The sequence below is a fragment of the Halomonas sp. McD50-4 genome, from assembly GCF_022348135.1.
Taxonomy (GTDB): domain Bacteria; phylum Pseudomonadota; class Gammaproteobacteria; order Pseudomonadales; family Halomonadaceae; genus Vreelandella; species Vreelandella piezotolerans.
Window position 1 is genome coordinate 74,994 of record NZ_JAKRFG010000014.1, and the last position, 23,725, is coordinate 98,718.

A 23,725-nucleotide genomic window follows, 5' to 3' on the forward strand; every position below is an offset into this window, starting at 1 on the left:
TTCTAGAAAACAGGCATCATCCACGTTTGACGGCGGGATAACGTCACGTGTACTCAAACAGAGGAAAATTATGGGCAAGCTCTTTTCGTTGCTGGTACTGCTGGGGTTGGGCTACGCAGGACTCTATTTCTACTACGGCGTGGTGATCGAGAAGGAAGTCGAGCAGCAGCTAGAAGCCCGTGGGCTGTCATCGGTGAGCGTGGATGACGTCGAGTACGATTGGCTGGCCCCGGTGAGCGACAGCGCCAACATTGCCGTGACGCTTAGCTACCGTGGCTCCCAGGCAGCAGTCAATGTGCAATTACAAGGCCACCCGCTGTTCTCTGATGACGTCACGTTACAGCTCGATAGCCTGCAAGCGCTGCGCTTGGGGATTAGTTTTGGGCAGTAACCACCAGCCATACATGCTCGTAGCCAATCGATAATGATACAGCCACCAGCAATCCTGCCATTATCCAGTTAAACCCTTTGATAAACATTGGCTGTCTGACGCGCTGGCCAAGCAAGCTGCCGATCACCACATAGCTGCCGGGGGCGCCTGCCGCCAGAGCGGCCAGCCCTAGTGCCCAGATAAACAGGCTCATGCCCTGAATACCCTCGGCAGGAAACTGCAGCGTCGCGATAGGCAGTGTCGCGACCATGGCTTTGGGGTTGAGTAACTGCATCATCAGGCCATCACGAAAACTGAGCATGCGTGGTGCCGGGGCGTGGGTATCCAGGGTGGCATTGGCGCGGGCCACCTTGTAGGCCAGATAAAGGATATAAGCGCAGCCGAGCGCGCTGAGCAGCACCAGGGAGTCTTGAGATATCCAGGCGGCTCCCGCCCACCCCAACACCAGCAAGTACAGCAGCATGGCCAGCCCCACGCCCAGGCAAAACCCCAGCGAGGTTTTACCCTGCCCGTTGATACCGACATTCAACCCCAACAGATTCACAGGCCCAGGCGTGTACATGACGCCCAGGGCATAGGCGACGATTGCTAACATGAGAAAACCTCTAGGTGGACGTGATGCTTAACGCGTGATGTCGCGTTGGTACTGGAAAGGGGTCATGCCGTAGATGCGTTTGAAACGGCGGTTGAAGTGGCTCAAATCCGCAAAGCCGAAACGCAGCGCTATCTCGGTGAGTGGCGCGCCCTGGTCGAGCGCGGAGCGGGCGGCGTTCACGCGGCAATTGATCACGTATTGATGAGGGGTCATGCCGAACTGTTGGCGAAATAGCCTCAAAAAGTGGTACTTCGACAAATGCGCGGCCTGGCTGATATCGTCCAGCGAGATATCTGCCTCAAGATGCTCATGAATATACGTTTTGGCGTGGCCCAACAGCGTGTCTGGGCGAGTGGTACGTTGGCCAGTCACCTTGTGCCCGCCAAGCTGAACCATACGCTCGATCACGCGATACAATGCGTTTTCCTGGTCGATGCAGCTGCCCGCTTGATGCGTGGTCAGGCGTGCGATTTCCTGTATCGCCTGGCGCAGCAGCGGGTCGTGAATCAGCGTACTCCGGGAGCGAAACGGTGACGTTTGGGGGCGGCCAAGCAGCTCCTCGAACAGCGGCAACACTTGGTTGGGATGCACGTATACCATCACGTAGCCCAAGGCCTGCTCACCGCCAGCGTGGCCGTCGTGAACCTCTTCAGGGTTGAACAGAATCACGTTGCCCGGTGGGCTACGATGAAACTGCCCGCCGCTGAAGAAATCCTGCCGCCCCGCCAGCGTCACCCCAAAGGCGTACTCCTCGTGGGCATGACGGTCATAGCTAAAATCCTCGATGGCCGCTTTCAAGACGGTCAGTGACGGCACATGGTGATTTTTGAAAAACTCGAACTGGCTGCTGCCCATGCCAACCTCCTTGATCGCATTCGGCCCAGGGCGGGCTTAACCTGACCCGTTTCAGGATATGACGCGGGCGCCAGCGTGGCTTGTACATAATTGCTCAACGGCGGTGTCAGTGTATATTCACTAGACGTACACAGTGGGCGGCATTCGCAAAACGCTGGCAAACGAGGAGAGCGCATGGCAAACCCCAACGTGGTGGTGATTACCGGCGGGAGTCGAGGCATTGGTGCCGAGACGGCCCGGCTGTTCGCCCGGCATGGCTACGATGTGTGCCTCAACTATGTCGAAAACGACGTGGCCGCCGAGCGTGTGCGCAGTGACATCCTTGCTCTGGGCGTGCGCTGCCTGGCCGTGAAGGCGGATGTGTCGAAAGCCGATGAGGTGGCGAACCTGTTTCGCCGGGTCGATCAGGAACTCGGCACACTGACGGTGCTGGTCAACAACGCCGCCATTCTCAACACCCAGGCGCGGCTGGTGGATATCTCGCCGGAGCGTTTTGGCAACGTGCTGCAAAAGAACGTCATGAGCTGCTTTCTCTGCTGCAAGGAGGCCGTGCAGCGCATGTCTACCCGCCAGGGCGGCGCGGGCGGCAGTATCGTCAATGTTTCCTCCATGGCCGCCAAAAGCGGCTCGCCCAACGAGTACGTGGATTACGCCGCCTCGAAAGGGGCCGTGGATACCTTGACTCGGGGGTTGGCGCTGGAAGTCGCGGCCGAAGGCATCCGCGTGAATGCAGTGCGTCCCGGCCTCATCTACACCGAGATGCACGCACTCGGTGGCGAGCCTGCCCGCGTAGACCGCTTGAAGTCTCGCATCCCCCTGCAGCGGGGTGGCCAGCCTTCCGAAGTTGCAGAAGCCATTGTCTGGCTGGCCAGTGACAAGTCATCCTTTGCCACCGGCACTTTACTGGATCTGGCGGGTGGCCTGTAACGCCCTGACCAGCCCCCTTGGCTGCCCAGGCAGACCCCAAAAAAGGACACCCCATGTTTACCGGCCTGAGTGCGTTTCCGCTGACCCCCATGAACGAGCAGGGCATCCACGAGCAGGAGTTCATCCAGCTAGTGGCCCGGCTGGCCCACGCGAAGGTGGATTCCATCGGTGTACTGGGCTCGACCGGCAGCTACGCCTATTTGAGCGTGGAAGAGCGGGCTCGGGTGGCCAAGCTGAGCGTGGAAAACGCCGCTGGGGTGCCCGTGGTGGTGGGCATTGGCGCGCTGCGCACTCGCGATGTGCTGGCCAATGCTGAACATGCCCAGCAGGCCGGGGCGAGCGGGCTACTGTTAGCGCCTGTTTCGTATCAAAAACTCACCAATGACGACGTGTTTAACCTGTTCAGCACCGTCAGCCGTGCCATCAGCGTACCGCTGTGCGTGTATGACAACCCTGGCACCACGCATTTTACGTTCAGCGACGAACTGCACGGGCGCATTGCCGAGCTGCCCCAGGTGCGCTCGATCAAAATTCCGCCGGTGCCCAACCATCTAGACGAGGCCAACGCCCGGGTGGCGCGGCTGCGGGCGCTGATTCCCGAGGACGTGACCATCGGCATCAGCGGCGACCCCGCCGCCGCCACGGGCCTGCTGGCAGGCTGCGAGGCGTGGTACTCGGTGATCGGCGGGCTCTACCCAGAACTCGCGCTGGCGCTCACCCGTGCCGCTCAAGCGGGCAACGCCGAAGAAACCCAAGCCCGTTCCGACGCCTTGGCCCCGCTATGGGCGCTGTATCACGACTATGGTGGCAGCCTGCGGGTGGTGGCGACCATGGCCGAACTCACTGGCCGCGTGAGCGCCCCCTGCCTGCCCCAGCCGCTGAATACCCTGCAAGGGGAGGCCCGCCAGCAGGTGGCAGCGGTGATCGAGGCGTTGGGGCTTCACTAGATCGCATCAAGCGAAGCGCACGTGGTTTACAGCCCTTGCGCACCGCGCCGCAGCCAGTCGTGCACGAATGCCAGCTTGCGCAGGGCCACATCGGAGAGCACGAATGGATAGAGATCCGACAGGCCCATCGAGCGATTCACGTGGTTCACGCCCGCTACCAAAGAGGCCGCAATATGTATCAGCCGCTCGGCGTCTGGCTCGGCGTAGGCATCCCAGTTGTGGTCGTCCGGTAGCGCGGGCGAGGTCATGCCCGACGATACGAAGCTGTCGGTGATATCCGTCAGGTGCAGCAGGTGCGAGGCGGTTTCTGCCCAATCCTCGTGGGGGTGGGAAGAGGCATAGGTGGAAAGAAAGCGCGTTTGCCAATCCGCCGGCGGGCCGTTTTGGTAGTGGCGCTGCAGCGCCGCCGGGTAGTCTTCCCGCTCATCGCCAAACGTCTCGCGGAAGGCCGTCAGAAAATCCTCTCGCAGGCTAAGCCGCCACCACAGCATATGGGCGATTTCATGGCGCATATGGCCAATCATGGTGCGGTAGGGTTCATCCAGCGCCTCTTTACGGGTGGTGCGCAGCACGGCATCCGCTTCCGCCACGCTGATCGTCACCACGCCCCCCACGTGTCCCATTGGCACCGGCGTGCCGCCTTCGGCCAACATATGAAACACCGGCGGCGCGCCCGGGTCTTCCGGGCGAAACCAGTGCCAGCGGCCCAGATTATCGATGACCCAGCGCTTGGCCGCCTCGGTGTGCGCCCAATGGGGTATCGCATCGGAAATGGAAGGGTCTGGCGCCAGGGCGGTCATCGCGCAGGCGCGACAGAACTCGCCCTGCTTCGGGGCAATCCAGTTACAGCCAATCACCTCGCGGTTGGCGCAGAAGGGCGGCATGGGAATGAACGCCCGCGCTTGGGGGTCGTAGGCCACCGGCACACCATCCGCCGTGACCAAATTATCGAACCAGAGTGAACCGGCACCGACCGGATTAGAAAACACGCGCATAGGCCGGGTATCTCAAGAGAAACGAAGCTTCAGTCTAGGAGCCGAGGCCAAGGGACGCCAACGGCGATTGCGTAAGGATGAAAGGAGCGTGGTTTCGATGCGACGAGCGCACCCAAAAAACGTTTCTTGAACGCCAGGCGTGCCAGTTCATATGCCAGTCATAGTGAATAAAAGTAGGTGTTTATTAGACGTTATCTTTACCAATAGTTAGGCGTGAGTGTTACTTAATAGCGAGCTAATTAAAAGCGTATTGAGTGAAAAAGCTGTTTTCTCAATAAATATGTTCAACACCGTCAAAAGCACGTCGATCAACCTACATACTTCCATTTATGTGTTTTTATTAACACTTTGTTTTGTATGGATTTTATATTTGTTTACGATTGCAGCAGCGATTTTTGTAAGACATCCGCCATTTGTTTTGTAGGATATTTGCTATCTGTTGTGTAAGACATTGTCTGTGTCGTAAAGTCCTCGATACCCCAGCCAACGGATAACGCGCATTGCCTCTTTGAACGTGCCTCATCTCGGCACTTGTCTTGACGCAATGACACTCCTTTTATCAAAGCGGTTCGCTGCGGACTAATGAGAATAATGGCCATGCTATATCTTAAAAAAAGCGTGAAAAGACGGCTGGCGGTGAGTTTGGGCGCCTGTGTTGTCATGCTGGTCGCTGTTGGAGTATTCGGTCTCTACCATTTAAGCAAAATGAACGATGCCATTACCCGAACGTTCGAAGGCAACGTGCTGACACTGGTCGACCTGGGGGAAGTGAACGAGGCACTGCTTAGCACGCGCGTAAAAATCACGGCGGAGCAGCGCGACCGCAACCCTGCCTCTGCCGTGACGACACGGCAAGAGATCGCCGAGAACGATGCCCTGATCGATGCCGCTTGGAACGACTATTTCCCCAAGCGGGTGTCTGACGAGGTCGAACGCGGTATCGCCGAAGAGTTCATCGCGTCGCTGGCGGTGCTGCGCGCGGGAATCGATGAGGTGAACACAGCGATGATCGACGATGATTTCGACGCGGCCCGCCGCATCGCCACCACGACGTTACGGGCAGCCTACCCTCAGGTGCTCGATTCGCTTCACGCACTGATCGACCGTAACAGCGCCCAAGCAGCAGCGTCTCATCAGCAAACGTCCGCAGACTATGTATGGACGCGCAATATCATCATCGGCGTGATCGCAGGGGCGGTGATCGTGAGCATTCTGCTGGCGATGTGGCTGATTCGCGGCATCATGACCCCGCTAGGCAAAGCGCAAGCGCTCGCCAACGCCATGGCGCAAGGCCAGCTGGATAACGCCATCAACATTACCTGCAAGGATGAGTTTGGCGACATGCTCAAGGCATTGAAGGCCATGGAGGTCAAGGTTTCCCAAGTGGTGATGTCCGTTCGTCACAACGCCGAATCGGTGAACGGGGCGGCGGAAGAGATTGCCCATGGCACCGAAGACCTGAGCAGTCGGACGCAGCAACAGGCGGCCAGCATCGAGGAAACGGCCGCTTCGATGGATGAGATCACCTCCACGGTTCGGCAAAACGCAGACAACGCCTCCGAAGCCGAAAAGCTCGTTTACGCGGTGACGCAACAAGCCAATGCCGGTGGTGAAATCGCGGGGAAAGCGGTGAATGCGATGGAGGGCATCAATGCCTCGAGCCGCAGAATCGCTGGTATCGTCGGCTTGATCGATGAGATCGCCTTCCAGACCAACTTGCTGGCGCTCAATGCCTCGGTGGAAGCCGCCCGAGCTGGCGAGCAAGGCCGCGGCTTTGCCGTGGTGGCCGGTGAGGTGCGTAACCTGGCCGGGCGCAGCGCCAATGCAGCCAAAGAGATCAAGCAACTGGTCGAGGAGAGCATCGAGCAAGTCGGCAATGGGTCTACCCTCGTCAACCAGGCAGGCAAAGCCCTCGAAGAGATCGTCAGCGGTGTCCAGCGCGTCTCGTTATTGATGGGCGAGATCGCCACGGCCAGCCACGAGCAGTCTCAAGGCATCGACCAGGTCAATACGGCCATTGCGCAGATGGACAGCGTGACCCAGCTCAACGCGAGCTTGGTGGAGGAGTCCAGCGCGGCGGGCCGCTCCCTGCAGATTCAAGCCGAGGCGCTGATGAAAGAAGTGGCGTTCTTCAAAGGGGCGACCACGGAGAAGCCCCAGGCAGCGTTACCGCCCAAGGTTCAGCGCCCCGCCGCCAAGCCCCAGGCGACGGCTCTCCGTCCGGCGCAGGCCGCCCGCCAAGAGGTCGAGGAGTGGGCCTCATTCTAAGCCCTTGAAAGATATGTGCCCCGGCCTGTGCTGGGGCATTTTTAACTGGGCGCCCTCAATTTTTAGGTTACTGTGTCAGTATCCTGGCTGGCTAGCCACTGCCTTTCCACCAGCGGTAGAGACACATGACCCAGCAAAAATTGATACTGCTGTTCGATGGCACCTGGAACGACCCAGAAGACCAAACGAACGTGTACCGACTGACGCGGCTTCTCCATGATGACGACAAGGGTGTCAAACAGCGGTTCTATTACGACCCTGGTGTGGGCACCTCTCGGTATCAACGTTTCATTGGTGGCGCCTTTGGCTACGGGTTGAGTGACAACCTGCGGAAAGGCTACGACTGGCTGGCAAGGCGTTACCGCGAAGGGGACGAGATTTGGATATTCGGGTTCAGCCGCGGCGCCTATACCGCTAGAAGCCTCGTGGGGATGATGCGCAAATGCGGACTAGTGCATGTGGTGACGCCCAGCCTGCTCGATAAAGCCGAGCAACTGTATCGAGACCGGGAACTGCATCCGGATAGCGATACGTGTAAAGCGTTCAAGGCAAACTTCAGCCGCCAGCCACGGGTTCATTTCATTGGGGTATGGGACACCGTAGGCGCGCTGGGTGTGCCCGGCACCAACCTGTTCAAGCGCTACTACGATTGGCACGATACCCAGCTTTCCAGCATCGTCGACTACGCCTATCAGGCCGTGGCGCTGGACGAACACCGAGCGGACTACAACGTCTCCCTCTGGACCAGCGCGGACGGCCAGCAAAAACCGGCTAATCGCGACGTACAGCAGCGCTGGTTCATTGGCGCTCATGCCAATGTGGGCGGCGGGTATGGCCCGCAAGATGCATTGGCCGATATACCGCTGCTGTGGATGGTCGAGAAAGCGGCCCAGGCGGGCCTGAAACTGGATTATCCAGACGTTGCGGAAAACGCCTGGGCAACCGATCCCATCGATTCCTACGCCGCCTTCCTGGGGGGCTGGTACGCCAAATACAAACGCCTGCGACAGTCCAGCGACGCACGTTTCTACCGATGCTACGCGCAAGGAGTGCAAGGGCTGCCTGCGGTGAACGTCTCCGTCGATGAGTCCGTTTGGTCGCGCTGGGCCGACGCCGCGTGCCACTACCGGCCGCGCACCCTGACAGACGCCAACGTGACTCCGCCAGGCCCCTAGGAAGCGCCCGGGTGCGCCAGGGCGTGAACGCTCGTCGCCAAAAACGCCCTGGCTGGGTATTATCACCGCTCATTCATTACAGAAGCTGCTGCTTATGTCTTGCCCGCCATGCCCCCGCTGCCAATCCGAATTCGTCTATCAGGACCAGCGCCTGTTCATCTGCCCCGAATGCGCCCACGAATGGAACCCTGAAGAAGCCGCCGCCGAAGAGGCCGTGAACGTAGCCGATGCCCACGGCACGCCGCTGGCCGAAGGCGACAAGGTCACGCTGATCAAAGACCTCAAGGTGAAAGGCAGCTCCCTGGTGCTCAAGATCGGCACCAAAGCCGTCATCAAACGGCTAAAAGAGGGCAAAGACCACCAGCTAGACTGCAAAGTAGACGGCGCAGGCGACATGATGGTGACTGCGCAGTTTGTGAAGAAGGCGTGAGCAGGGCGATCGTGCGCCTCGGTGTTTCCTAAATCCAACCTCACGAGCCTTGCAAGGAGGCAGCGACGCTTGCCAGGGCGACACCCTAAGGAACTGGCGTGATGACGCGACCCCTCACTACCGACGATTTGCCTGCGCTGATGACAGGCATCATGGCGACCCTCGCGGCGATTGGCATCGCGCGCTTCGCCTACACGCCCCTATTACCCGCGATCATTCAGCATGGCTGGTTTAGCGCCAGCCAAGGGGCTTATTTAGGGGCGGCCAACCTGCTGGGCTATTTTGTCGGCGCGCTCGTTGCCCATGCGCTGAGTGAGCGTTTCGCGCCCCGCTGGGTGATGGCGGCGAGCTTTGCGGGTATCGGGCTCAGCTTCGTGCTCTGCGCTGGGGCAGGTGGTTTTCTCTGGTTCTTTTTCTGGCGATTGGTGTCGGGAGTGGCCGGGGGGATCTTGATGGTCGTAGGCCCTTCGTTGGCGCTAGCGGCCACGCCCCCGGAAAGGCGAACCCGTGTCGGCGCGTTGGTGTTTACCGGTATTGGCGCTGGCGCGCTGCTGTCCGCCTTCGTTGTGCCGTTACTGCTCGGGGTCAGCCTCTCGCTCACCTGGGGGGCGCTGGGGCTGCTTAGTTTGGCGGCGGGCGCCTTGTGCGACCGTGGCGTCGCGCGCTTGCCCGCACCCCGCATCACACGCCCGGTGGGTAATAGCGCCGTACGTTATGCGGGCGTAAAGGTGATCGTGCTGCTGGTCATTGGCGCTTACGCCCTGGATGCGGTGGGGTTCGTACCGCATACCGTATTCTGGGTGGACTATCTTGCCAGGGAGCACGCCCTCGGCCAGCAAGCCGCCTCCCTGCAATGGGGCATTTTCGGGGTGGGGGCGCTGTGCGGGCCGTTCATGGTGGGGGCGCTGGCGCAGCGCGTGGGTTGGCAAGGCGGCTTGATGATCGCTTTTGCCGCCAAGGCCGCCGCCGTTCTGCTCCCGGTGTTCTCGCTTGCCCTGCTCAGCCAATCGATTTCCTCGTTCATGGTAGGAGCGATGATTCCCGGCATTGTCGCCCTCACCTCTGGCCGCCTGGCCGAGCTGGTCGGGCCCACCGCCCACAAACAGCTCTGGGGGCGAGCCACGGCCGCGTTCGCCGCCGCCCAAGCAGGGGCAGGGTATGGCATGTCGGCGCTGTTTGGCATGTGGGGCAGCTACACGCCACTCTTTACCATCAGCGGCATGGCGCTTGCCCTTGGCTTGATGCTGGTACTGATGAGCCGGGGCGTACAGCAGCGCCGCACACATCCTTCTGCCCAATAACCTAACAAGCACTATTCAGACAAAGGGAGGCCACCATGGAACTCTACCTGAACGCAACATCCCCCTATGCGCGGCTGGTGCGCATCGTGTTACTGGAAAAAGGCCTGATGGACGCCGTGACGCTCAAATGGTGCGACCCCTGGGCCGATGACGCCGACCTTCTGAAGGCCAACCCCGCCGGGCGCATCCCCGCGCTGGTGACGGAGGAGGGCACCACGCTGAGCGAATCCATGCTGATCGCCATGTACTTGGACAGTCTGGACAGCGGAACACCCACCCCGCCCATACTGCCCACCAACCCGTTGAGTGACGTGCTGCACTTGGCAGGCCTGGGCCAAAACCTCATGGATGCCGCATTCACCACCGTGATTGCCCGCAAGCACTATGGCAAAGGCATTGACCAAAGCGAGCTGGGCCAACGCCGGGCAAGGGCCATGCAGCGGCTGTTGAATCAACTGAATAGCGAGCTGGGCGGCAAACCCACGGCGGCATCGATCCACCTAGGCGATATCGCCATTGCGGTCGCGCTGGAGTACCTCGCCTTCCGGCTGCCAGAGATACGCTGGAAAGAGGAGCATGCCCAGCTTGCCGCGTGGCATGCGGGTGTCACGGCACGAACCAGCTTCGTGCAAACCGCCTTCGCCTAGCCTGCGACCTTTCCCGCACCCCGCCAGCCAAGGGATAAAAGTGACCAACAGCCAAGCCATCACCATCGCGCTCGCCCAACTGCCCGTCACGAAAGCGGCGGTAAACGACAACCTACGAACGCACCTGGCCTACATAGAACGCGCCGCCGCGCTGGGGGCCAACGTAGTAGCCTTTCCCGAACTCTCGCTCACCGGCTACGAGCTGGCGCTACTCAGCCAACTGGCCATGCCCCGTGACGATGCCGCCTTTGCCACCCTCATTGCCGCTTCCGTCGCCAATAACACGGTGGTGATCGCGGGCTGCCCACTGCACAACCCCCACGGCAAACCTTACATCGCAGCGGTGATCTGCTTCCCCAACGGTGCACACACCTTCTACCTAAAACAGCACCTTCACGAAGGGGAGGAGGTTTACTGTGCTCCCGGCCATGAAAGCGGCCTGATCAACGTGAACGGCACCCGCATCGCCCTGGCCGTTTGCGCCGACTTCACCCACCCAAACCATGCTGCCACCGCCGCCGCCCAACAGGCGGATGTATATCTCGCCAGCGCGATGATCTCCCCTGGCGGCTATGCAAAAGATGCCGAGCTGCTCGCCGCCATCGCAAAGCGCCACCAACTGCCGGTACTGCTCGCCAACCATGTTTCCACCACGGGCGGCTGGCAAACCTGCGGCAATAGCGGCGGCTGGAACGCAGCAGGGGAGCTAGTCATTAACGCCAGCGGAATGCAGCCCAGCTTAGTGCTGTGCCAAATTCACCACGGTGTATTAAGCGGTGGCGTAGAAGTGATGACTCACCTACCTTCCAAAGCATCCATTACCGACTAAAAACTAATTCGGTAAGGTGGGATTAACCTAAATTAACTGCTAGTCTCGAAGCATTAGAGCGAACAACGCCGCAGGGACAACACGATGCAGGATGCCCGCATAACGCTTCACCCTAGCCAGCAGCGCCTGCAAGTGCGGGTGGATGGCATTCTGCTAGTGGAAACTATAAAAAGTACCAATACACTGGAACTCCGCGAACACGGCTACCCGCCACGCCACTACTGCCCTCGTGAAGACGTGCGAATGGACTTACTCACCATTTCAGAAACGACCACTCATTGCCCGTCTAAAGGGCATGCAGTGTAATTTTCGCTGGGTGAGCGGCTGGATATTGCTTGGAGTTATGAGCAGCCGATTGAGGGGTTAGAATCTATTGCGTGTAGGATGGCGTTTCGCAAGGTCAAATAATCACATGTTCATGAAATGTATGTTTTACTGGAAATGTTTATAACTTGTAGTTATCAGTTGTTAAAGTATTTCAGCTTTATAACCATATTTATAAATTTAAGTTATAATTAATAAGGATGGCGAAATTATGATTGATCCAAATCTTATAGAGCAAATTAAGAGAGGGAAGGCTGTGCTTTTCCTAGGAGCTGGCGCTTCGATTGGAGCGATCACACCAGGGAATGAGCCACTCAAACTAGGTAATGGGTTGCGCGATTTTTTATGCGATCGATTTTTGGGGGGGGGATTATAAAGAAGAAAGCTTGAAGTTCGTTGCTGAGTTAGCCATCTCTAATAGTGACTTGTTTCAGGTGCAGAGGTCTATCGCTGACTTATTTGAAAACGTGCAACCTGCTGAGTTTCATAAAAAAATAAGCTTATTTAGATGGCGAGCTATTTTTACCACTAATTACGATACGATAATAGAAGATGCATATCGGTTGAGTGATGCAGCTAATCAAAGATGTGAGGTTATACTTTCTAATAAAGATGGTCTTGATGAAGTAACTAGAAACGCTAAAGTTGTACCTTTTTTTAAATTGCATGGCTGTATTACTAGAGCAAGAGATGAAAACCTACCCTTAATACTTACAACTGATCAGTATAATCAGTATTTGGAAAATAGAGACAGGCTTTTTAGCTATTTATACGAATTAGGACACGAGAATACTATAATTTTTGCGGGTTATAGTAACCAAGATTCTAATATTAGATATTCAGTCGAAAGAATCGAAAAGAGTGTTGGTGCTGGTAGGCCGAAATATTACATAGTTAAGCCTGGTATGAAAGAAATAGAAAAGGATCTATGGGCCTCAAAAAGAATTTCTGCGATAGATACGACTCTCGAAGGCTTTATAAATGAGCTTGAAATTTCCGTCTCTGATGTCGAAAAAGCCCTTTCTGCAGCGAGGCCAGTCGGTAACCACCCCATTCAAGCTCGCTTTGTTACAAACTCGACGTTGAAAGACGACATTAGAGATGCTCTAGAGCATGAATTGGTATTTGTTACAAACTCAATAAGTGACTCTGGCGAAGTAAATAAGTTTTACGCTGGAGCGAATCAAGGATGGTTTCCAATTTGTAATGGTTTAGATTGTGCTAGAACTTTAACAGACGTGATTGTTAATGAAGTTATAACTTGTGGAGAAGGTGAGCGTAAAAGTCCAGTGGAGTTTTTTGTAATCAAAGGTGAGGCTGGATCAGGTAAAAGTGTAGAGCTTAGAAGATTAGCTTGGAATGCTAGTCTACAGCACTCTCGTTTATGTCTTTATGTTAATTCTCTATGTCAACCAAAACCAGAAGTTATAGAAGAGATAAGTGCTCTTTCTGAAGAGCGAGTTTTTCTTTTTTGGGATAATGCAGGTAATAATATCACTGGGCTATTGAGGCTTTTGAAGCAAGCAGAACATAGGAAAATAAAGTTAACTGTATTTACAGCCGAACGGTATACTGAGTGGAATACGAAGTGTAGCTCTTTGAGTGGTTTTGTTACAAGAGAGTACAAGCTAAATTATCTTGGTAGAAAAGAGGCGGAGTGCCTTGTTGATCTTTTAGAAAAACATAACTGCCTTGGACCAGCTTTAAATCCATTAACTCGCGATCAACGTATAGAAAGGTTTATGGATGTTCTGGATAGACAGCTCCTTGTGGCTCTACATGAGGCAACTATGGGCCGTCCTTTTGAAGATATTATAGTAGATGAGTATGAAAGTCTTAATCCACAGAGCGCGAAAGACTTATATAGAATCATATGCTTGTTAAACAGATTTCGAATACCTGTTAGAGCTGGTCTTATTTCCAGAGTAACAGGTATTACTTTTGAAAGTTTTTCTAATAATCTCTTTAAACCATTAGAAAAAGTCGTGATTACCAATCGCTCCCCGGGTGGCGATGTATATTACACAGCTAGACATGCAGAAATAGCCGAAATTGTTTTTGATCGTGCTTACGAAACAGTTGAAGACAGATATTATGAGTATGTTAGGATTTTGCAGTCTTTAAATATATCTTTTGGTTCTGATAGGCAGTCATTTAGACGTATGATAAGAGCTAAAAGTCTCATTGAGTTATTTTCAGATCATCACTATATCGAGAATATTTACACCATCGCTTTAGAGTCAGGTGGTCGAGAACCATATTTGCTCCAACAAATGGCAAATTATGAACGAATCAGAAGTAATGGTAATTTTAAAAAAGCAATTAGCCTTTTAAATGAAGCAGCTGAACTAGCTCCTAGAGACGAATCAATACTCCATACTTTAGCTGTGGTTTGGAAAGCAATTTCTGAAAATTCTATTGAATCATCTGAGAAAGATAGGTGTAGACAAGAGGCTAGATCGATCTTAAATGCCCTTGTAAGAGTGAATGGTCATACTCAAGCTATAGATAATGTTTTAATAAATATTGAGTTGAGTGTTCTTCAAGAGCATTTTAAAGATGGGCGCACAACTGAATTTGTTATTGATAATGCTATTAGAAATGTTGAGAAGTTGATCACGGATTGTAAGAAAAGATATCCGCTAGACGATGGGTTTCTTGCTCTTGAAGCTTCGTTTGCGACTATGATAAATGATGAGCCTAGAGCTTTGAGAGCGCTTAAAAGTGCTTATGAGAAAGACTCTAAAGATACATTTATAGCAATAAGGCTGGCTGGGATATATGAAAAAAATAGTGAAATAGATGAGGCGGCTAAGGTATTGCAAGATACGCTTGCATCTAAAAGGCATGATCAGAGGCTGAATTTTTCTCTTGCTGAACTGCTTCGGAAAAAAGGAGGTAGTTCTGATGAAGATCTTGCTTTTTATTATCGTCGTTCATTTACTCCCGGTGATAAAAATTATCAAGCTCAATTTTGGTACGCGCGATTTACATTAGAGTCAGATAAGCCTGAGTTAAGGAGAATGGCGAAAGAAATTTTTGAAAGCTTAAGTTCAGCAAGGCTTAGTTTTGAGGCTAAAACATTAGTTAGAGATTATATAGAAAAAGATGGCAAAGTGACAATACTTAAGGGAAGGCTGGTTTTTAGAAACTCTTCATATGGGTCAGTGCAGCCTGATAACTTTAGCAGTGAGGCCTTTGTTAACGAAGAGTCTGTCGATGATGAGATGTGGGAGGCTTTGATGACTGGCGATGAATTAAGGTTTAAGCTTGGTTTTAATTATATGGGCCTGATTTGTAAAGAGGTTGTTGTTTTATAGTATAGGGATTTTTTGGTAAGCTAGTTTTTTGTAGAATTAAGTTGTAAGTGTTTTTGGTATCTAATAAATATTTTGCTGTTATTTTTAAGTTTGGGATTGTTTTTGTTGTTGAACTGGTTGATGTTGCGCTCTCAGTCAACCTTGGGTAGTGTTTGATAGGTTGTGTGGTGTTTAGGCTATAAATTTTGATAGTTATAGCAAGCACGAAGTGAGCGATAAACAGCTTTAGATCATTATTAAAGATATATGGAGTTTTTTGTTGATTCGCAAAAAAATATTTAGGAGTACATTAGTCGGGACCGTTCTCGGTGGTATCCCTTGTGCTCTAATAACTGCTACAGAAGGCATTTCCGGGCTGTGGGAGTTCCTGAGTGGAATTAATCCACCGCCTGTTGTGCTCACGTTTTTAGCTATACTCTACACCTTATACCTCGCCCATTCTGGGTTGATGTTATGGTTGAAGAAGAAAGGTTTAAACATTCCATATTGGCTTCATTCAGTACACTCATTTCTTGGAGAAGTAGGGCATGCCCTGCAGGGGGTTCTACTAGCAGTTGCTGGCGGACTTTTTGTATCCTTGCCTCCAGTTTTGATAGTCCAGCCAGTGCCTTTATCAATTGCGTCGGTTATTCTCGGATATAGTCTTTCAGTTGGTGCCTTAGTTGCGAGCTGTGGTATGGCCGCAACCAAAGATTATGTTGACAACTCGCTCAATCTCTAGCGGACGGCATAATCGTGAGCACTGTTCCAGTGTTCTACTACTGTATGTCAGCACCTGAGCATGGCGCTCATTAATACCCTCTTAAATCACAATACTCACTGAAAACCAAAATCGTTAAAACCAATGTTATTAGCTTCAATCAAACCCCAACCCCACTAACCCTAACCACCTCCCTAACCACCGCCTCATTCAACACTCCGCGCTTGGCTTCCACCACCGTGAGCCATTCGCGGGCGCGGGTGATGCCGGTGTACACCAGCTCGCGGGTCAGGATGGGGTTGAGCGTGGGCGGTAGCAGTAGGGCGGTGTGCAAGAACTCCGAGCCTTGGGATTTGTGCACCGTCATCGCAAACACGGTTTCTACCGCGTGGAGGCGGGAAGGCAGCACCCAGCGGATAGGCTTGTCGGTGTCGCTGGTGGCACTTGATGAAGGAAAGGCGACTCTTAATAACTTCTGCTGCGGGTTGCGCGGGTCGGGCACCGCCAGAGTAATGCCGATATCGCCGTTCATCAGTTTTAGGCCGTAGTCGTTTTGAGTAACCAGTATCGGGCGGCCCTCAAACCAGCCTTTCTCCAGGGTGTAGTCATTGCCGTACAGCAGCTTTTCGCTGCGCAATGTGCTGGCGATGCGCTGGTTTAACCCTTCAACCCCCCAGGGGCCTTTGCGCAGCGCGCACAGCAGTTGGAAGTGGCTGTAGGCGCTGAGCACCTCACTGGCCCAGGCGTTGTAGGCAGTTGTGTTCTCCTCGAACGACTCCCCCCGTGGGCGCTGTGCGTGCAGCACGTTGAGGTAGTGGCGATAGCCCGTGGGCGGGGCGATGGGCTGGCCTTCGCGGTCGGTGCGGCCTTCGCCGTTGCCTGCAAAGCCGCTGGGGCTGCCGTGAATCACCAGCTTGTCCAGTGCGGCGTCGTCGCTCATCACCAAGTGGTGAATATCCGGGTAGCCGTGGCGCAGCACGGCGCTTACTGCCTGCTGTTTTTCCCGTTCGCTTTGGGTATGGCCCGGCTGGTTAATGGCTTTCGCCAGTTGCCCTATGCCGCTGTGTTCATTAAAGCGGTGGCTAACCCGCAGCATGGTAATGGCTTGGTCGAGCGGTTGGCCTGCGGGGTCGATGAAATCCTCAGGCAGCGGTTGGCCGGTGGCCTGGGCTAGCCAGTCGGCGGTGGTCGGGGTGTAGTGGGCGGCTTCCGCGCGGCGGCATAAATCGCCGAGTACCGAACCGGCCTCTACCGAGGCGAGCTGGTCTTTGTCCCCCAGCAGAATGCACTGGGCATGGGCGGGCAGGGCGCTGAGGGTGGCGGCCATCATTTCGATATCCACCATCGAGGCTTCGTCGATCACCAGTACGTCCAGCGCCAGCGGGTTGGCGGCGCTGTGGCGGAAGTGGCGGGTGTCGGGGCGTGCGCCGAGTAGGCGGTGCAGGGTGGTCACGTCCGTGGGAATCGTGATATCGCTGGCTGCCGCCGCAGGTGAATGTTCACTTAACAGCGTTGCTAATTCATCAAGCGGTAACGCATTCACCTGCCCGGCGATGGATTCGTTCAAGCGGGCGGCGGCTTTGCCGGTGGGGGCGGCCAGGCGCATGCGCAGCGGCGGGCTGGGGTGCTGGGCCAGTTGCAGGGTTTGCAGCAGGGCGAGCAGGCGCACCACGGTGGTGGTTTTGCCGGTGCCGGGGCCGCCGGTAATAATGCCGAAACGGCTGCGGGCGGCCAGGGCGCAGGCGGTTTTTTGCCAGTCTAGCTCGTTGCGTTGTTCGAACAGAATGTTGAGCGCTTGGGGGAGTAACCCCGAGGCGCTGGCGTCATTCGTCGCTTCCAGGCGGGCAGCGATGTGTTGGTGCAGGCGTTGTTCGTACTGCCAGTAGCGGCGCAGGTAGAGCCGCGTGCTGGGCGTGCCGCTGGCTGAGTGAGTGGTTACTACGACCAGCGGCGTGTTGCCGGGGCCTTCGCTGGTGAGCAGCGGGTGGTGCAGGGCGGCTTGCCATTCGCTGAGCGTGAGCGTGGTCAGCACGTCGCTGGGTAGCGGCGGCGGGTCGGTGAGGTCGTCGCCTTCGGGTGGTAGCGAAAGGGCGAAATCCGGCGCGTTGAGCGTGGCGTTGATATCCAGGCACACGTGGCCGCGGCCTAGCTGGTGGCTGGCCAGCGCGGCCGCCAGTAGCAGCAGCGTGGGGGCGTCCGGGGCTTCACTGGCTAAAAAGCGCACCAGGGCGCGGTCTAAATCTCGCAGCCAGCCTCGCGCTACCCAGCGTTCGCACAGGGCCAGCAGTTCTGGAGTGCTGCTGAGTGCAGGATGGGCGCTGGCGACATCGCCGAACATATCGAAGGTGTGAGTATCGTGCTGGCGGCTCATGCCGTGGCCTCCTGCTGGGTGGCGTGTGGCTCGCCTGCAAACAGGCTATCCAGGGCTTCGATGAGCTCAACCGGGGCGGGCTTGCCGACTACACCGCGCCCAGGGCTGCGGCTGCCGCGCAGAAATACCGTCATCGAGCCGCCCAAGTGCTGGTGCGGGTCGTAATCCGGCAGGCGCGCTTTTAACAGCCGGTGCATGGCGAGTAAGTAGAGCGCGGCCTGCAGGTCGTAGCGTTTAGCCAGCAGCGCGTGGCGCAGGGCTTCGGGTTCGTAGGCGCTGTCGTTGGGGCCCAGGTAGTTCGATTTCCAGTCCAGCACGTAAAAGCGCCCCTGGTGCTCGAAGGCTAGGTCAATAAAGCCTTTCAGCATGCCGTTCAGGGTGTCGGCATCCAATGCTGGGCGCTCGATCCCTGGCAGTAAGTGCTTGCTTACCAGCGCATCAACGGCTTGGGTATTCACCCGCTTGGCGGCAAACCAGAACTCCAGCTCTACCTGATAGCTTTCCAGCTCATTCAACGCCACGCTTTGCGGGGTGGGCGCGGCCAGCGGCAGCGGTGTGGTGAGCAGGGCGCTTAGCCAGCCCGCTAGCGGTTCTTGCCATGCTTGCCAGCCACGTAGCTGCACCCGCCGCCACAGCATGTCGTTGAGGGCGTCCATATCATTCGCGGCGGTATCGAAGCCTTGCTTGCCTGCCCACTCCAGAAGCCCGTGCAGAAAGGTGCCGGGGCCGGGGCCACGTGGAAACTTATGCAAGTGAAACGCTTCTAGCTGGGATCGTTCTTGAGATAGCTCCCGAGGTTCATCCAGCACTTCAAACGCGGTGGCTTCCTGGGCGGTGGTCGGTTCCAGCGGTGGCAACACCGGGGCGATAAGCGTGCCGGAAAGCCGCAGCGCGGAGTAACTGGCAATCCACCAGTGCTCTTTGGCGGGTCGCGTGGGCGTGCGGGCGTGGCCCAGCTCACTGCTTTGCGCCACTTGTGCCACGCGCTCTGTGGTGGGCGCGGGCGGTTGGTGAACCTGTATCTCGCTGCCTTTCACCAGTTCATCAAGCGCGTTATTGAGCGTTTCCGGTGACAGGGCGCTACCGCCTTTTAGCAGATAGCCCAGCGCGCTGTTCTCCAGGCCTTTCAGCGGGGCCAGCCCTAGCCAGGTGGCGTGGCGGGCGCGGGTGAGCGCCACGTAGAGTTTGCGCAGGTCTTCCCCCAAGCGTTCGCGGTCGGCGGTGGCGAGTATCGCTTCATCCGCCTCTAGGCTGAGTTGTAGGTTGCCCTCGCCGTCGTGCCAGCGCAGCGGTACGTCTTCGGCTTTCACCGAGCGATGGTTGGCGATGAACGGCAGGAACACCAGCGGGTACTCCAGCCCTTTGGATTTGTGGATGGTGACCACCTTGACCAGATCCGCGTCGCTCTCCAGGCGCAGCTTGTGGCTGTCGCCGTGGCTTTCCGGGTCGGCAATGGCATCAAATAGAAAGCGAATCAGCGCGTGTTCGCCGTCCAGTTCGGCGCTGGCCTGTTGCAGCAGTTCGCCCAGGTGCAGCAGGTCGGTGAGCAAGCGCTCACCCTCTTCAAACTCCGCCAGCAGGCGGGCGGGAATATCAAAATCCACCATCATGCGGCGCACCAGCGGCAGCACGCCCTGGCGCTGCCATAGGCGGTGGTAGTGGCTGAACTGCTCTACCCGCTCTTCCCAGGCCAGCTCGTTTTGTTGCAGGTGGTCCAGCTCCGCCAGGCTTAGCCCCAGCACCGGCGTGGCCAGCGCGGCGCGCAGGTGCGCTTCGGCTTGGCGGGAGCTGGCCAGCGGTTCGGCGCAGGCGCGCAGCCAGCGCTCTACCTGGGCGGCCATGGGCGAGCTAAATACCTTATCGTGATCGGAAAGATACACGCTCTTCACTCCACGGCTGGCCAGCGCTTGGCGAATGGCGCGGGCTTCTTGCAGGCCGTTCACCAGCACCGCCATATCGGAAGGCTTGAGCGGGATGAGCGTATCCTCGGTTTGAAAGCCGCTCTTGCCGTGTTGGCCTGCGCTGAGCAGTTCCGCCATATACGAGGCGCAGCGTTCGGCCATCTCGGTTTGGTAGGCGGTTTTGGAGAGCGGCTCGTCGGCGGCGAGCGGCCAGAGCGTCATGGCGGGCAGCGGCTGGCCTTGGTGAATGAGCTGCTCACTGCGGCCTTTGGCCTCTACCGGCAGAAAGGGCAGCGGGTTGTTGCCGCCTTCTTCGCGGAACAGGAACGCCCCGGCCGGGTGCTGATCAGCGTAGCGGAAGCAGTGGTTCACCGCCTCGACCATGGCGCGGCTGGAGCGGAAGTTGGTGCCCAGCGTCACGTGGCGGCCTGCGGTGTCTTCGCGAGCTTTCAGGTAGGTGAAGATATCCGCGCCGCGAAAGGCGTAAATGGCCTGCTTGGGGTCGCCGATCAGCAGCATGGCGGCGTCGCGGCGGGGCCTGGCGACCTCATACACCGCGTTGAAGATGCGGTACTGGATGGGGTCGGTGTCTTGAAACTCGTCGATTAGCGCCACGGGGAACTGGCGCAGTATCTGCGCGGCCAGCGCCTCTTTGTTGGGGCCTTGCAGAGCGCGGTCCAGGTGGGTGAGCAGGTCGTTGGGGCCCATTTCGGCGCGGCGCTCTTGCTCCCGCTCCAGGCGCACTTTGCACCACTGCACGGCGTGAATCAGCAGGTCGTTGCGTGGCTCGGGCAGGGTGTTCAGGGCGGCGGGAAGTTCGGCCAGTGCTTCCCAGGCGGCGGGGCAAGGGGGCGCGCCCTCTTTCCATATTTCTGCCATGCCCTCTGGGGTGAGGCGTTTCCAGGCGGCGGGGGTGAGTGCGGGGCGGGTGGCGTCGCTGTCGCACCACTCCCGCAGCGAGCTTAGCCAGTTGGCGCGGCTTTTGGCATTGAAGCTTTGGCCTTTGAAGGCTTTGCGTTTGGCGGCGTCCTCCAGTGCGGGCACTAGGTCGTCTAGCCATGCGGGCCAGGGGGCTTTTAGCTCGGTTAGCCGTGCGCTGCGCTCAGCTTGGGCGGCGCTCAGGGTTTGATTGGGTTCGGGGCGTGGGGCGCCCAGCGCGTCGCTTTCGTGGAGCAGTTTGCGAACGTCTTGGTGTAGCTGATCGGGGGATTTCCAGTAGCCGGTGATGCTGCCCAGGGCCTCGGCGTCCAGCGGGTAGTAGAAGGTGCGCCAGTAGTCGCGCACCACTTCTTGCTCCAGCTCTTGCTGGTCGTTTTCCAAATTGAGCGAGAAGAGGCTGCCGCTATCGAAGGCGTGCTCACGCAGCATGCGGTAGCACCAGCTATGGATGGTGGACACGGCGGCTTCGTCCATCCACTCGGCGGCCAGCTCCAGGCGTCGGGCGCAGGCGGGCCAGGTGGATGGGTCGTATTGGTCGCGGAGTGTTAGGAGTAAGGGATCTAGTGCAACCACCGGGGCCTCCTCGGCGGCAAGCCTACGTGGAGGCGCTGTGAACCCATCCGTGGGCGCTACATTCAACATCCCTGTCGAATGACCTCCACTACGGCTTGCCCCCGGCGCCCCTTCGCTTGTGCCCTCAGCTCGAAACACACCAGCGGCTTCCACCAGCCGATGGCGGATACGTTCGCGCAGTTCTTGGGTGGCGGCGTTGGTGAACGTGACCACCAGAATTTCCGGCGGGGTGAGCGGGCGTACGAAGGCAGTGTCGTCGTCACTGTGCTGCCCGCCCAGCACCAGGCGCACGTAGAGCAGCGCAATGGTGAAGGTTTTCCCCGTGCCCGCGCTGGCTTCGATCAAACGGCTGCCGTGAAGCGGCAGCGTCAGCGGGTTCAGCGGGGCGGGCTGGCTCATTCTCATTCTCCGAACATCACGGCAGGCGAAAAGCAAAGCGCCTTGGGTGGCTGACCCAAGGCACCGGCACTATATCGCGTCGCCGGGTACTGGGCAAAAGAGCAAAGCCGCGTTAGAGGCGGGGTTGAAAGACGCTATCAAACTCGCTGGAGATGTCTTGGCTCATGCGGCTACCTCAAGCGTCATTGGCCGTGACTGGGCGAGTGCAATGGCTTGAAACGGAGTAGGTTCAGCTGTTGTTACGTAGGTCACGATATCAAGCGGTAGCTGGAGGCGTTGTTCTAGCGCCATCTTGAACTCAGCACAGGCGAGTAGCGGGATGGCGTTGGGGGATATAAGCAGCAGATCGACATCGCCGCCGCGCTTACTATCATCTAGCCGCGAGCCGAAAACATGCACTGCCACCGAAGGCCCTACAAACTCACGGACGCCTGACAGAATAAGCTCGCGCTGTGATTGCGAAAGACGCATGGAGTCCGCTCCTAGTGATAAACCGGTGTTTAAATGGTAGCACTCTACTCACGATAGCAGATAGCCGTTCGCCCACCTGCTAGCCACAGTAAACAGGGGTTAGGCTGTGAGGTATCGTCGCCAACTGGTAATCTAATGGGCTAGCCGCTCTTGGCGATCTGTTGATGCTGGTGAAGGGATCTCATGCTGACCTCGCTTCTGGATAACGATTTTTACAAGATCACGATGCAGAATGCCGTGATCAAACGCTTCCCCTATGCCCACGCCCGCTACGCGTTCATCAATCGCGGTGAGCATGCGTTTCCCGAGGGCTTTGGTGAGGCGCTGCGCGGTGAAGTGGATCGCATGGCGACGCTGCGCTTGTCGGATGAAGAGAAGCGCTACCTGCAAACCACCTGCCCCTATTTGGATCCCACCTATCTCGATTTTCTGGCGGGCTTTCGTTATGACCCCAGTGAGGTCACGATCGAGCAGCAGGGCAGCGAGCTGTCGGTGGTGATCGAAGGCCCGTGGTACCGCACCATCTTATGGGAAGTGCCGCTGATGGCGGTGATTAGCGAGCTTTGGTACCAACTGCGTGGCGTGGCGGTGACCAAAGAGGACGAAGCGCTCATCGAGCAGCGCACCCGCGAGAAGATCGAGCTGTATCGCCAGCACGGGCTGAAGATTGCCGAGTTCGGCACTCGGCGGCGCTTCTCGTTTGCGGTACACGACCGGGTCGTGCAGGCGCTGCGCTATTACGGCGGTGAGGCGTTTAGTGGCACCAGCAATGTACTGCTGGCGATGCGCCATGGGGTAAAACCCATCGGCACCCACGCTCACGAGTGGTTCATGTTCCACGGCGCTCGTTTTGGTTTCAAAATGGCCAATAGCTTGGCGCTGGAGCACTGGGTGGATGTCTACCGGGGCGATTTGGGCATCGCGCTGACCGATACCTTTACCACTCGTGCTTTTTTCGAGAGCTTCGATAAGAAGTTCGCCAAGCTGTTCGACGGCGTTCGCCACGATAGCGGCGACCCCATCGAGTTCGCCGATGCCACCATGGCCCACTATCAGCGCTTGGGCATCAACCCATTGAGCAAAACCATCATCTTCTCCGATGCCCTGACGCCTGAAAAAGTGGAGCGCATTCGTTCGTTCTGCCAGGGGCGAATTGGCATGGCGTTTGGTATTGGCACCAACTTCACCAACGATATTGGCGTGGCGCCCATGAACATGGTGATCAAGATGGTCGAGGCCCGCCCCGAAGGGCAGGGCTGGCTGCCGGTGGTGAAGCTCTCCGATGTGCCTACCAAGCACACCGGCGACCCGGAGATGATTGCGTTGGCGAAGAAAGTCCTCAGCATGGGCCGTTCCTAGCCGTGTGG

19 protein-coding genes are annotated in these 23,725 nt (G+C 56.9%); 13 read left to right on the forward strand and 6 right to left on the reverse strand.

All coding sequences use genetic code 11. The annotated features are described in order from the left end of the window. Positions 1 to 70: 70 nt before the first annotated feature. The gene (locus tag MHM85_RS15550; RefSeq protein WP_139526711.1) at positions 71 to 391 is read left to right on the forward strand and encodes a hypothetical protein; all 321 of its coding nucleotides are present in this window, start codon (positions 71 to 73) and stop codon (positions 389 to 391) included. Here MHM85_RS15550 and MHM85_RS15555 read toward each other — a convergent pair. Together MHM85_RS15555 and MHM85_RS15560 are read right to left on the reverse strand one after the other, a co-directional pair. Beyond that, positions 375 to 986 carry a LysE family transporter gene (locus tag MHM85_RS15555; protein ID WP_153842700.1) on the reverse strand — a complete coding sequence of 204 codons (612 nt, stop codon included), beginning with the start codon at positions 984 to 986 and terminating at the stop codon, positions 375 to 377. The genes MHM85_RS15550 and MHM85_RS15555 overlap by 17 nt on opposite strands. 27 nt (positions 987 to 1,013) lie before the next feature. Then, a complete protein-coding gene (locus MHM85_RS15560; RefSeq protein ID WP_153842701.1) occupies positions 1,014 to 1,841 on the reverse strand; it encodes an AraC family transcriptional regulator in 828 nt (275 codons plus the stop codon). A gap of 174 nt (positions 1,842 to 2,015) precedes the next feature. On the opposite strand from MHM85_RS15560, the gene MHM85_RS15565 reads away from it, so the two are divergent. Then, positions 2,016 to 2,768 carry an SDR family oxidoreductase gene (locus MHM85_RS15565; RefSeq protein ID WP_153842702.1) on the forward strand — a complete coding sequence of 251 codons (753 nt, stop codon included), beginning with the start codon at positions 2,016 to 2,018 and terminating at the stop codon, positions 2,766 to 2,768. A gap of 53 nt (positions 2,769 to 2,821) precedes the next feature. Then, positions 2,822 to 3,715, forward strand: coding sequence for a dihydrodipicolinate synthase family protein (locus MHM85_RS15570; protein ID WP_153842703.1), 894 nt, complete (start codon positions 2,822 to 2,824; stop codon positions 3,713 to 3,715). Between the two features lie 26 nt (positions 3,716 to 3,741). On the opposite strand, the gene MHM85_RS15575 is transcribed toward MHM85_RS15570, so the two are convergent. Further along, positions 3,742 to 4,710 carry a putative zinc-binding metallopeptidase gene (locus MHM85_RS15575; RefSeq protein ID WP_219861368.1) on the reverse strand — a complete coding sequence of 323 codons (969 nt, stop codon included), beginning with the start codon at positions 4,708 to 4,710 and terminating at the stop codon, positions 3,742 to 3,744. A gap of 591 nt (positions 4,711 to 5,301) precedes the next feature. Between MHM85_RS15575 and MHM85_RS15580 the strand changes: the two genes are divergently transcribed. The 9 genes from MHM85_RS15580 (at position 5,302) to MHM85_RS15620 (ending at position 15,725) form a co-directional block, all read left to right on the forward strand. Then, the gene (locus tag MHM85_RS15580) at positions 5,302 to 6,978 is read left to right on the forward strand and encodes a methyl-accepting chemotaxis protein (protein ID WP_239286404.1); all 1,677 of its coding nucleotides are present in this window, start codon (positions 5,302 to 5,304) and stop codon (positions 6,976 to 6,978) included. A gap of 125 nt (positions 6,979 to 7,103) precedes the next feature. Further along, complete coding sequence (locus tag MHM85_RS15585; RefSeq protein WP_219861366.1) at positions 7,104 to 8,153, forward strand: DUF2235 domain-containing protein; 1,050 nt, start codon at positions 7,104 to 7,106, stop codon at positions 8,151 to 8,153. Positions 8,154 to 8,247: 94 nt separating this feature from the next. Continuing rightward, entirely contained in the window at positions 8,248 to 8,583 is a 336-nt protein-coding gene (locus tag MHM85_RS15590; RefSeq protein ID WP_039175928.1) for a zinc ribbon domain-containing protein YjdM, read from the forward strand. Between the two features lie 101 nt (positions 8,584 to 8,684). Beyond that, positions 8,685 to 9,884, forward strand: coding sequence for a YbfB/YjiJ family MFS transporter (locus MHM85_RS15595; protein WP_219861364.1), 1,200 nt, complete (start codon positions 8,685 to 8,687; stop codon positions 9,882 to 9,884). Positions 9,885 to 9,919: 35 nt separating this feature from the next. Further along, positions 9,920 to 10,531 (forward strand): glutathione S-transferase N-terminal domain-containing protein, encoded by a 612-nt coding sequence (locus tag MHM85_RS15600; protein WP_219861362.1) that lies wholly within the window; start codon positions 9,920 to 9,922, stop codon positions 10,529 to 10,531. 40 nt (positions 10,532 to 10,571) lie between these two features. Further along, positions 10,572 to 11,360 (forward strand): carbon-nitrogen hydrolase family protein, encoded by a 789-nt coding sequence (locus MHM85_RS15605; RefSeq protein WP_239286405.1) that lies wholly within the window; start codon positions 10,572 to 10,574, stop codon positions 11,358 to 11,360. A gap of 84 nt (positions 11,361 to 11,444) precedes the next feature. After that, positions 11,445 to 11,666 (forward strand): DUF427 domain-containing protein, encoded by a 222-nt coding sequence (locus tag MHM85_RS15610; RefSeq protein WP_239286406.1) that lies wholly within the window; start codon positions 11,445 to 11,447, stop codon positions 11,664 to 11,666. 404 nt (positions 11,667 to 12,070) lie between these two features. Continuing rightward, on the forward strand, positions 12,071 to 15,004 hold the full coding sequence (locus MHM85_RS15615) for an SIR2 family protein (RefSeq protein WP_239286407.1): 2,934 nt from the start codon (positions 12,071 to 12,073) through the stop codon (positions 15,002 to 15,004). A 256-nt stretch (positions 15,005 to 15,260) separates the two neighbouring features. Then, entirely contained in the window at positions 15,261 to 15,725 is a 465-nt protein-coding gene (locus MHM85_RS15620) for a hypothetical protein (RefSeq protein WP_219861358.1), read from the forward strand. A 139-nt stretch (positions 15,726 to 15,864) separates the two neighbouring features. On the opposite strand, the gene recD is transcribed toward MHM85_RS15620, so the two are convergent. The 3 genes from recD to MHM85_RS15635 form a co-directional block, all read right to left on the reverse strand. Next, positions 15,865 to 18,075: an exodeoxyribonuclease V subunit alpha gene (recD, locus tag MHM85_RS15625; RefSeq protein ID WP_219861356.1), complete on the reverse strand. Its 2,211-nt coding sequence runs from the start codon at positions 18,073 to 18,075 to the stop codon at positions 15,865 to 15,867. After that, positions 18,072 to 21,887 (reverse strand): exodeoxyribonuclease V subunit beta, encoded by a 3,816-nt coding sequence (recB, locus tag MHM85_RS15630; protein ID WP_219861354.1) that lies wholly within the window; start codon positions 21,885 to 21,887, stop codon positions 18,072 to 18,074. Before recB ends, recD begins: the two co-directional genes overlap by 4 nt. Before the next feature lie 162 nt (positions 21,888 to 22,049). Then, a complete protein-coding gene (locus tag MHM85_RS15635) occupies positions 22,050 to 22,358 on the reverse strand; it encodes a nucleotidyltransferase domain-containing protein (RefSeq protein WP_054641497.1) in 309 nt (102 codons plus the stop codon). Positions 22,359 to 22,541: 183 nt separating this feature from the next. Here MHM85_RS15635 and pncB point away from each other — a divergent pair, with 183 nt between their 5' ends. After that, the gene (gene pncB, locus MHM85_RS15640) at positions 22,542 to 23,717 is read left to right on the forward strand and encodes a nicotinate phosphoribosyltransferase (RefSeq protein WP_139526737.1); all 1,176 of its coding nucleotides are present in this window, start codon (positions 22,542 to 22,544) and stop codon (positions 23,715 to 23,717) included. The last annotated feature ends 8 nt before the right edge of the window (positions 23,718 to 23,725 follow it).

What these genes read in the sequence shown, in the direction of transcription:
- MHM85_RS15550 (WP_139526711.1), top strand. Translation starts at nt 71, where the DNA reads ATGGGCAAGCTCTTTTCGTTGCTGGTACTGCTGGGGTTGGGCTACGCA.
- MHM85_RS15555 (WP_153842700.1), bottom strand. Translation starts at nt 986, where the DNA reads ATGTTAGCAATCGTCGCCTATGCCCTGGGCGTCATGTACACGCCTGGG.
- MHM85_RS15560 (WP_153842701.1), bottom strand. Translation starts at nt 1,841, where the DNA reads ATGGGCAGCAGCCAGTTCGAGTTTTTCAAAAATCACCATGTGCCGTCA.
- MHM85_RS15565 (WP_153842702.1), top strand. Translation starts at nt 2,016, where the DNA reads ATGGCAAACCCCAACGTGGTGGTGATTACCGGCGGGAGTCGAGGCATT.
- MHM85_RS15570 (WP_153842703.1), top strand. Translation starts at nt 2,822, where the DNA reads ATGTTTACCGGCCTGAGTGCGTTTCCGCTGACCCCCATGAACGAGCAG.
- MHM85_RS15575 (WP_219861368.1), bottom strand. Translation starts at nt 4,710, where the DNA reads ATGCGCGTGTTTTCTAATCCGGTCGGTGCCGGTTCACTCTGGTTCGAT.
- MHM85_RS15580 (WP_239286404.1), top strand. Translation starts at nt 5,302, where the DNA reads ATGGCCATGCTATATCTTAAAAAAAGCGTGAAAAGACGGCTGGCGGTG.
- MHM85_RS15585 (WP_219861366.1), top strand. Translation starts at nt 7,104, where the DNA reads ATGACCCAGCAAAAATTGATACTGCTGTTCGATGGCACCTGGAACGAC.
- MHM85_RS15590 (WP_039175928.1), top strand. Translation starts at nt 8,248, where the DNA reads ATGTCTTGCCCGCCATGCCCCCGCTGCCAATCCGAATTCGTCTATCAG.
- MHM85_RS15595 (WP_219861364.1), top strand. Translation starts at nt 8,685, where the DNA reads ATGACGCGACCCCTCACTACCGACGATTTGCCTGCGCTGATGACAGGC.
- MHM85_RS15600 (WP_219861362.1), top strand. Translation starts at nt 9,920, where the DNA reads ATGGAACTCTACCTGAACGCAACATCCCCCTATGCGCGGCTGGTGCGC.
- MHM85_RS15610 (WP_239286406.1), top strand. Translation starts at nt 11,445, where the DNA reads ATGCAGGATGCCCGCATAACGCTTCACCCTAGCCAGCAGCGCCTGCAA.
- recD (WP_219861356.1), bottom strand. Translation starts at nt 18,075, where the DNA reads ATGAGCCGCCAGCACGATACTCACACCTTCGATATGTTCGGCGATGTC.
- recB (WP_219861354.1), bottom strand. Translation starts at nt 21,887, where the DNA reads ATGAGCCAGCCCGCCCCGCTGAACCCGCTGACGCTGCCGCTTCACGGC.
- MHM85_RS15635 (WP_054641497.1), bottom strand. Translation starts at nt 22,358, where the DNA reads ATGCGTCTTTCGCAATCACAGCGCGAGCTTATTCTGTCAGGCGTCCGT.
- pncB (WP_139526737.1), top strand. Translation starts at nt 22,542, where the DNA reads ATGCTGACCTCGCTTCTGGATAACGATTTTTACAAGATCACGATGCAG.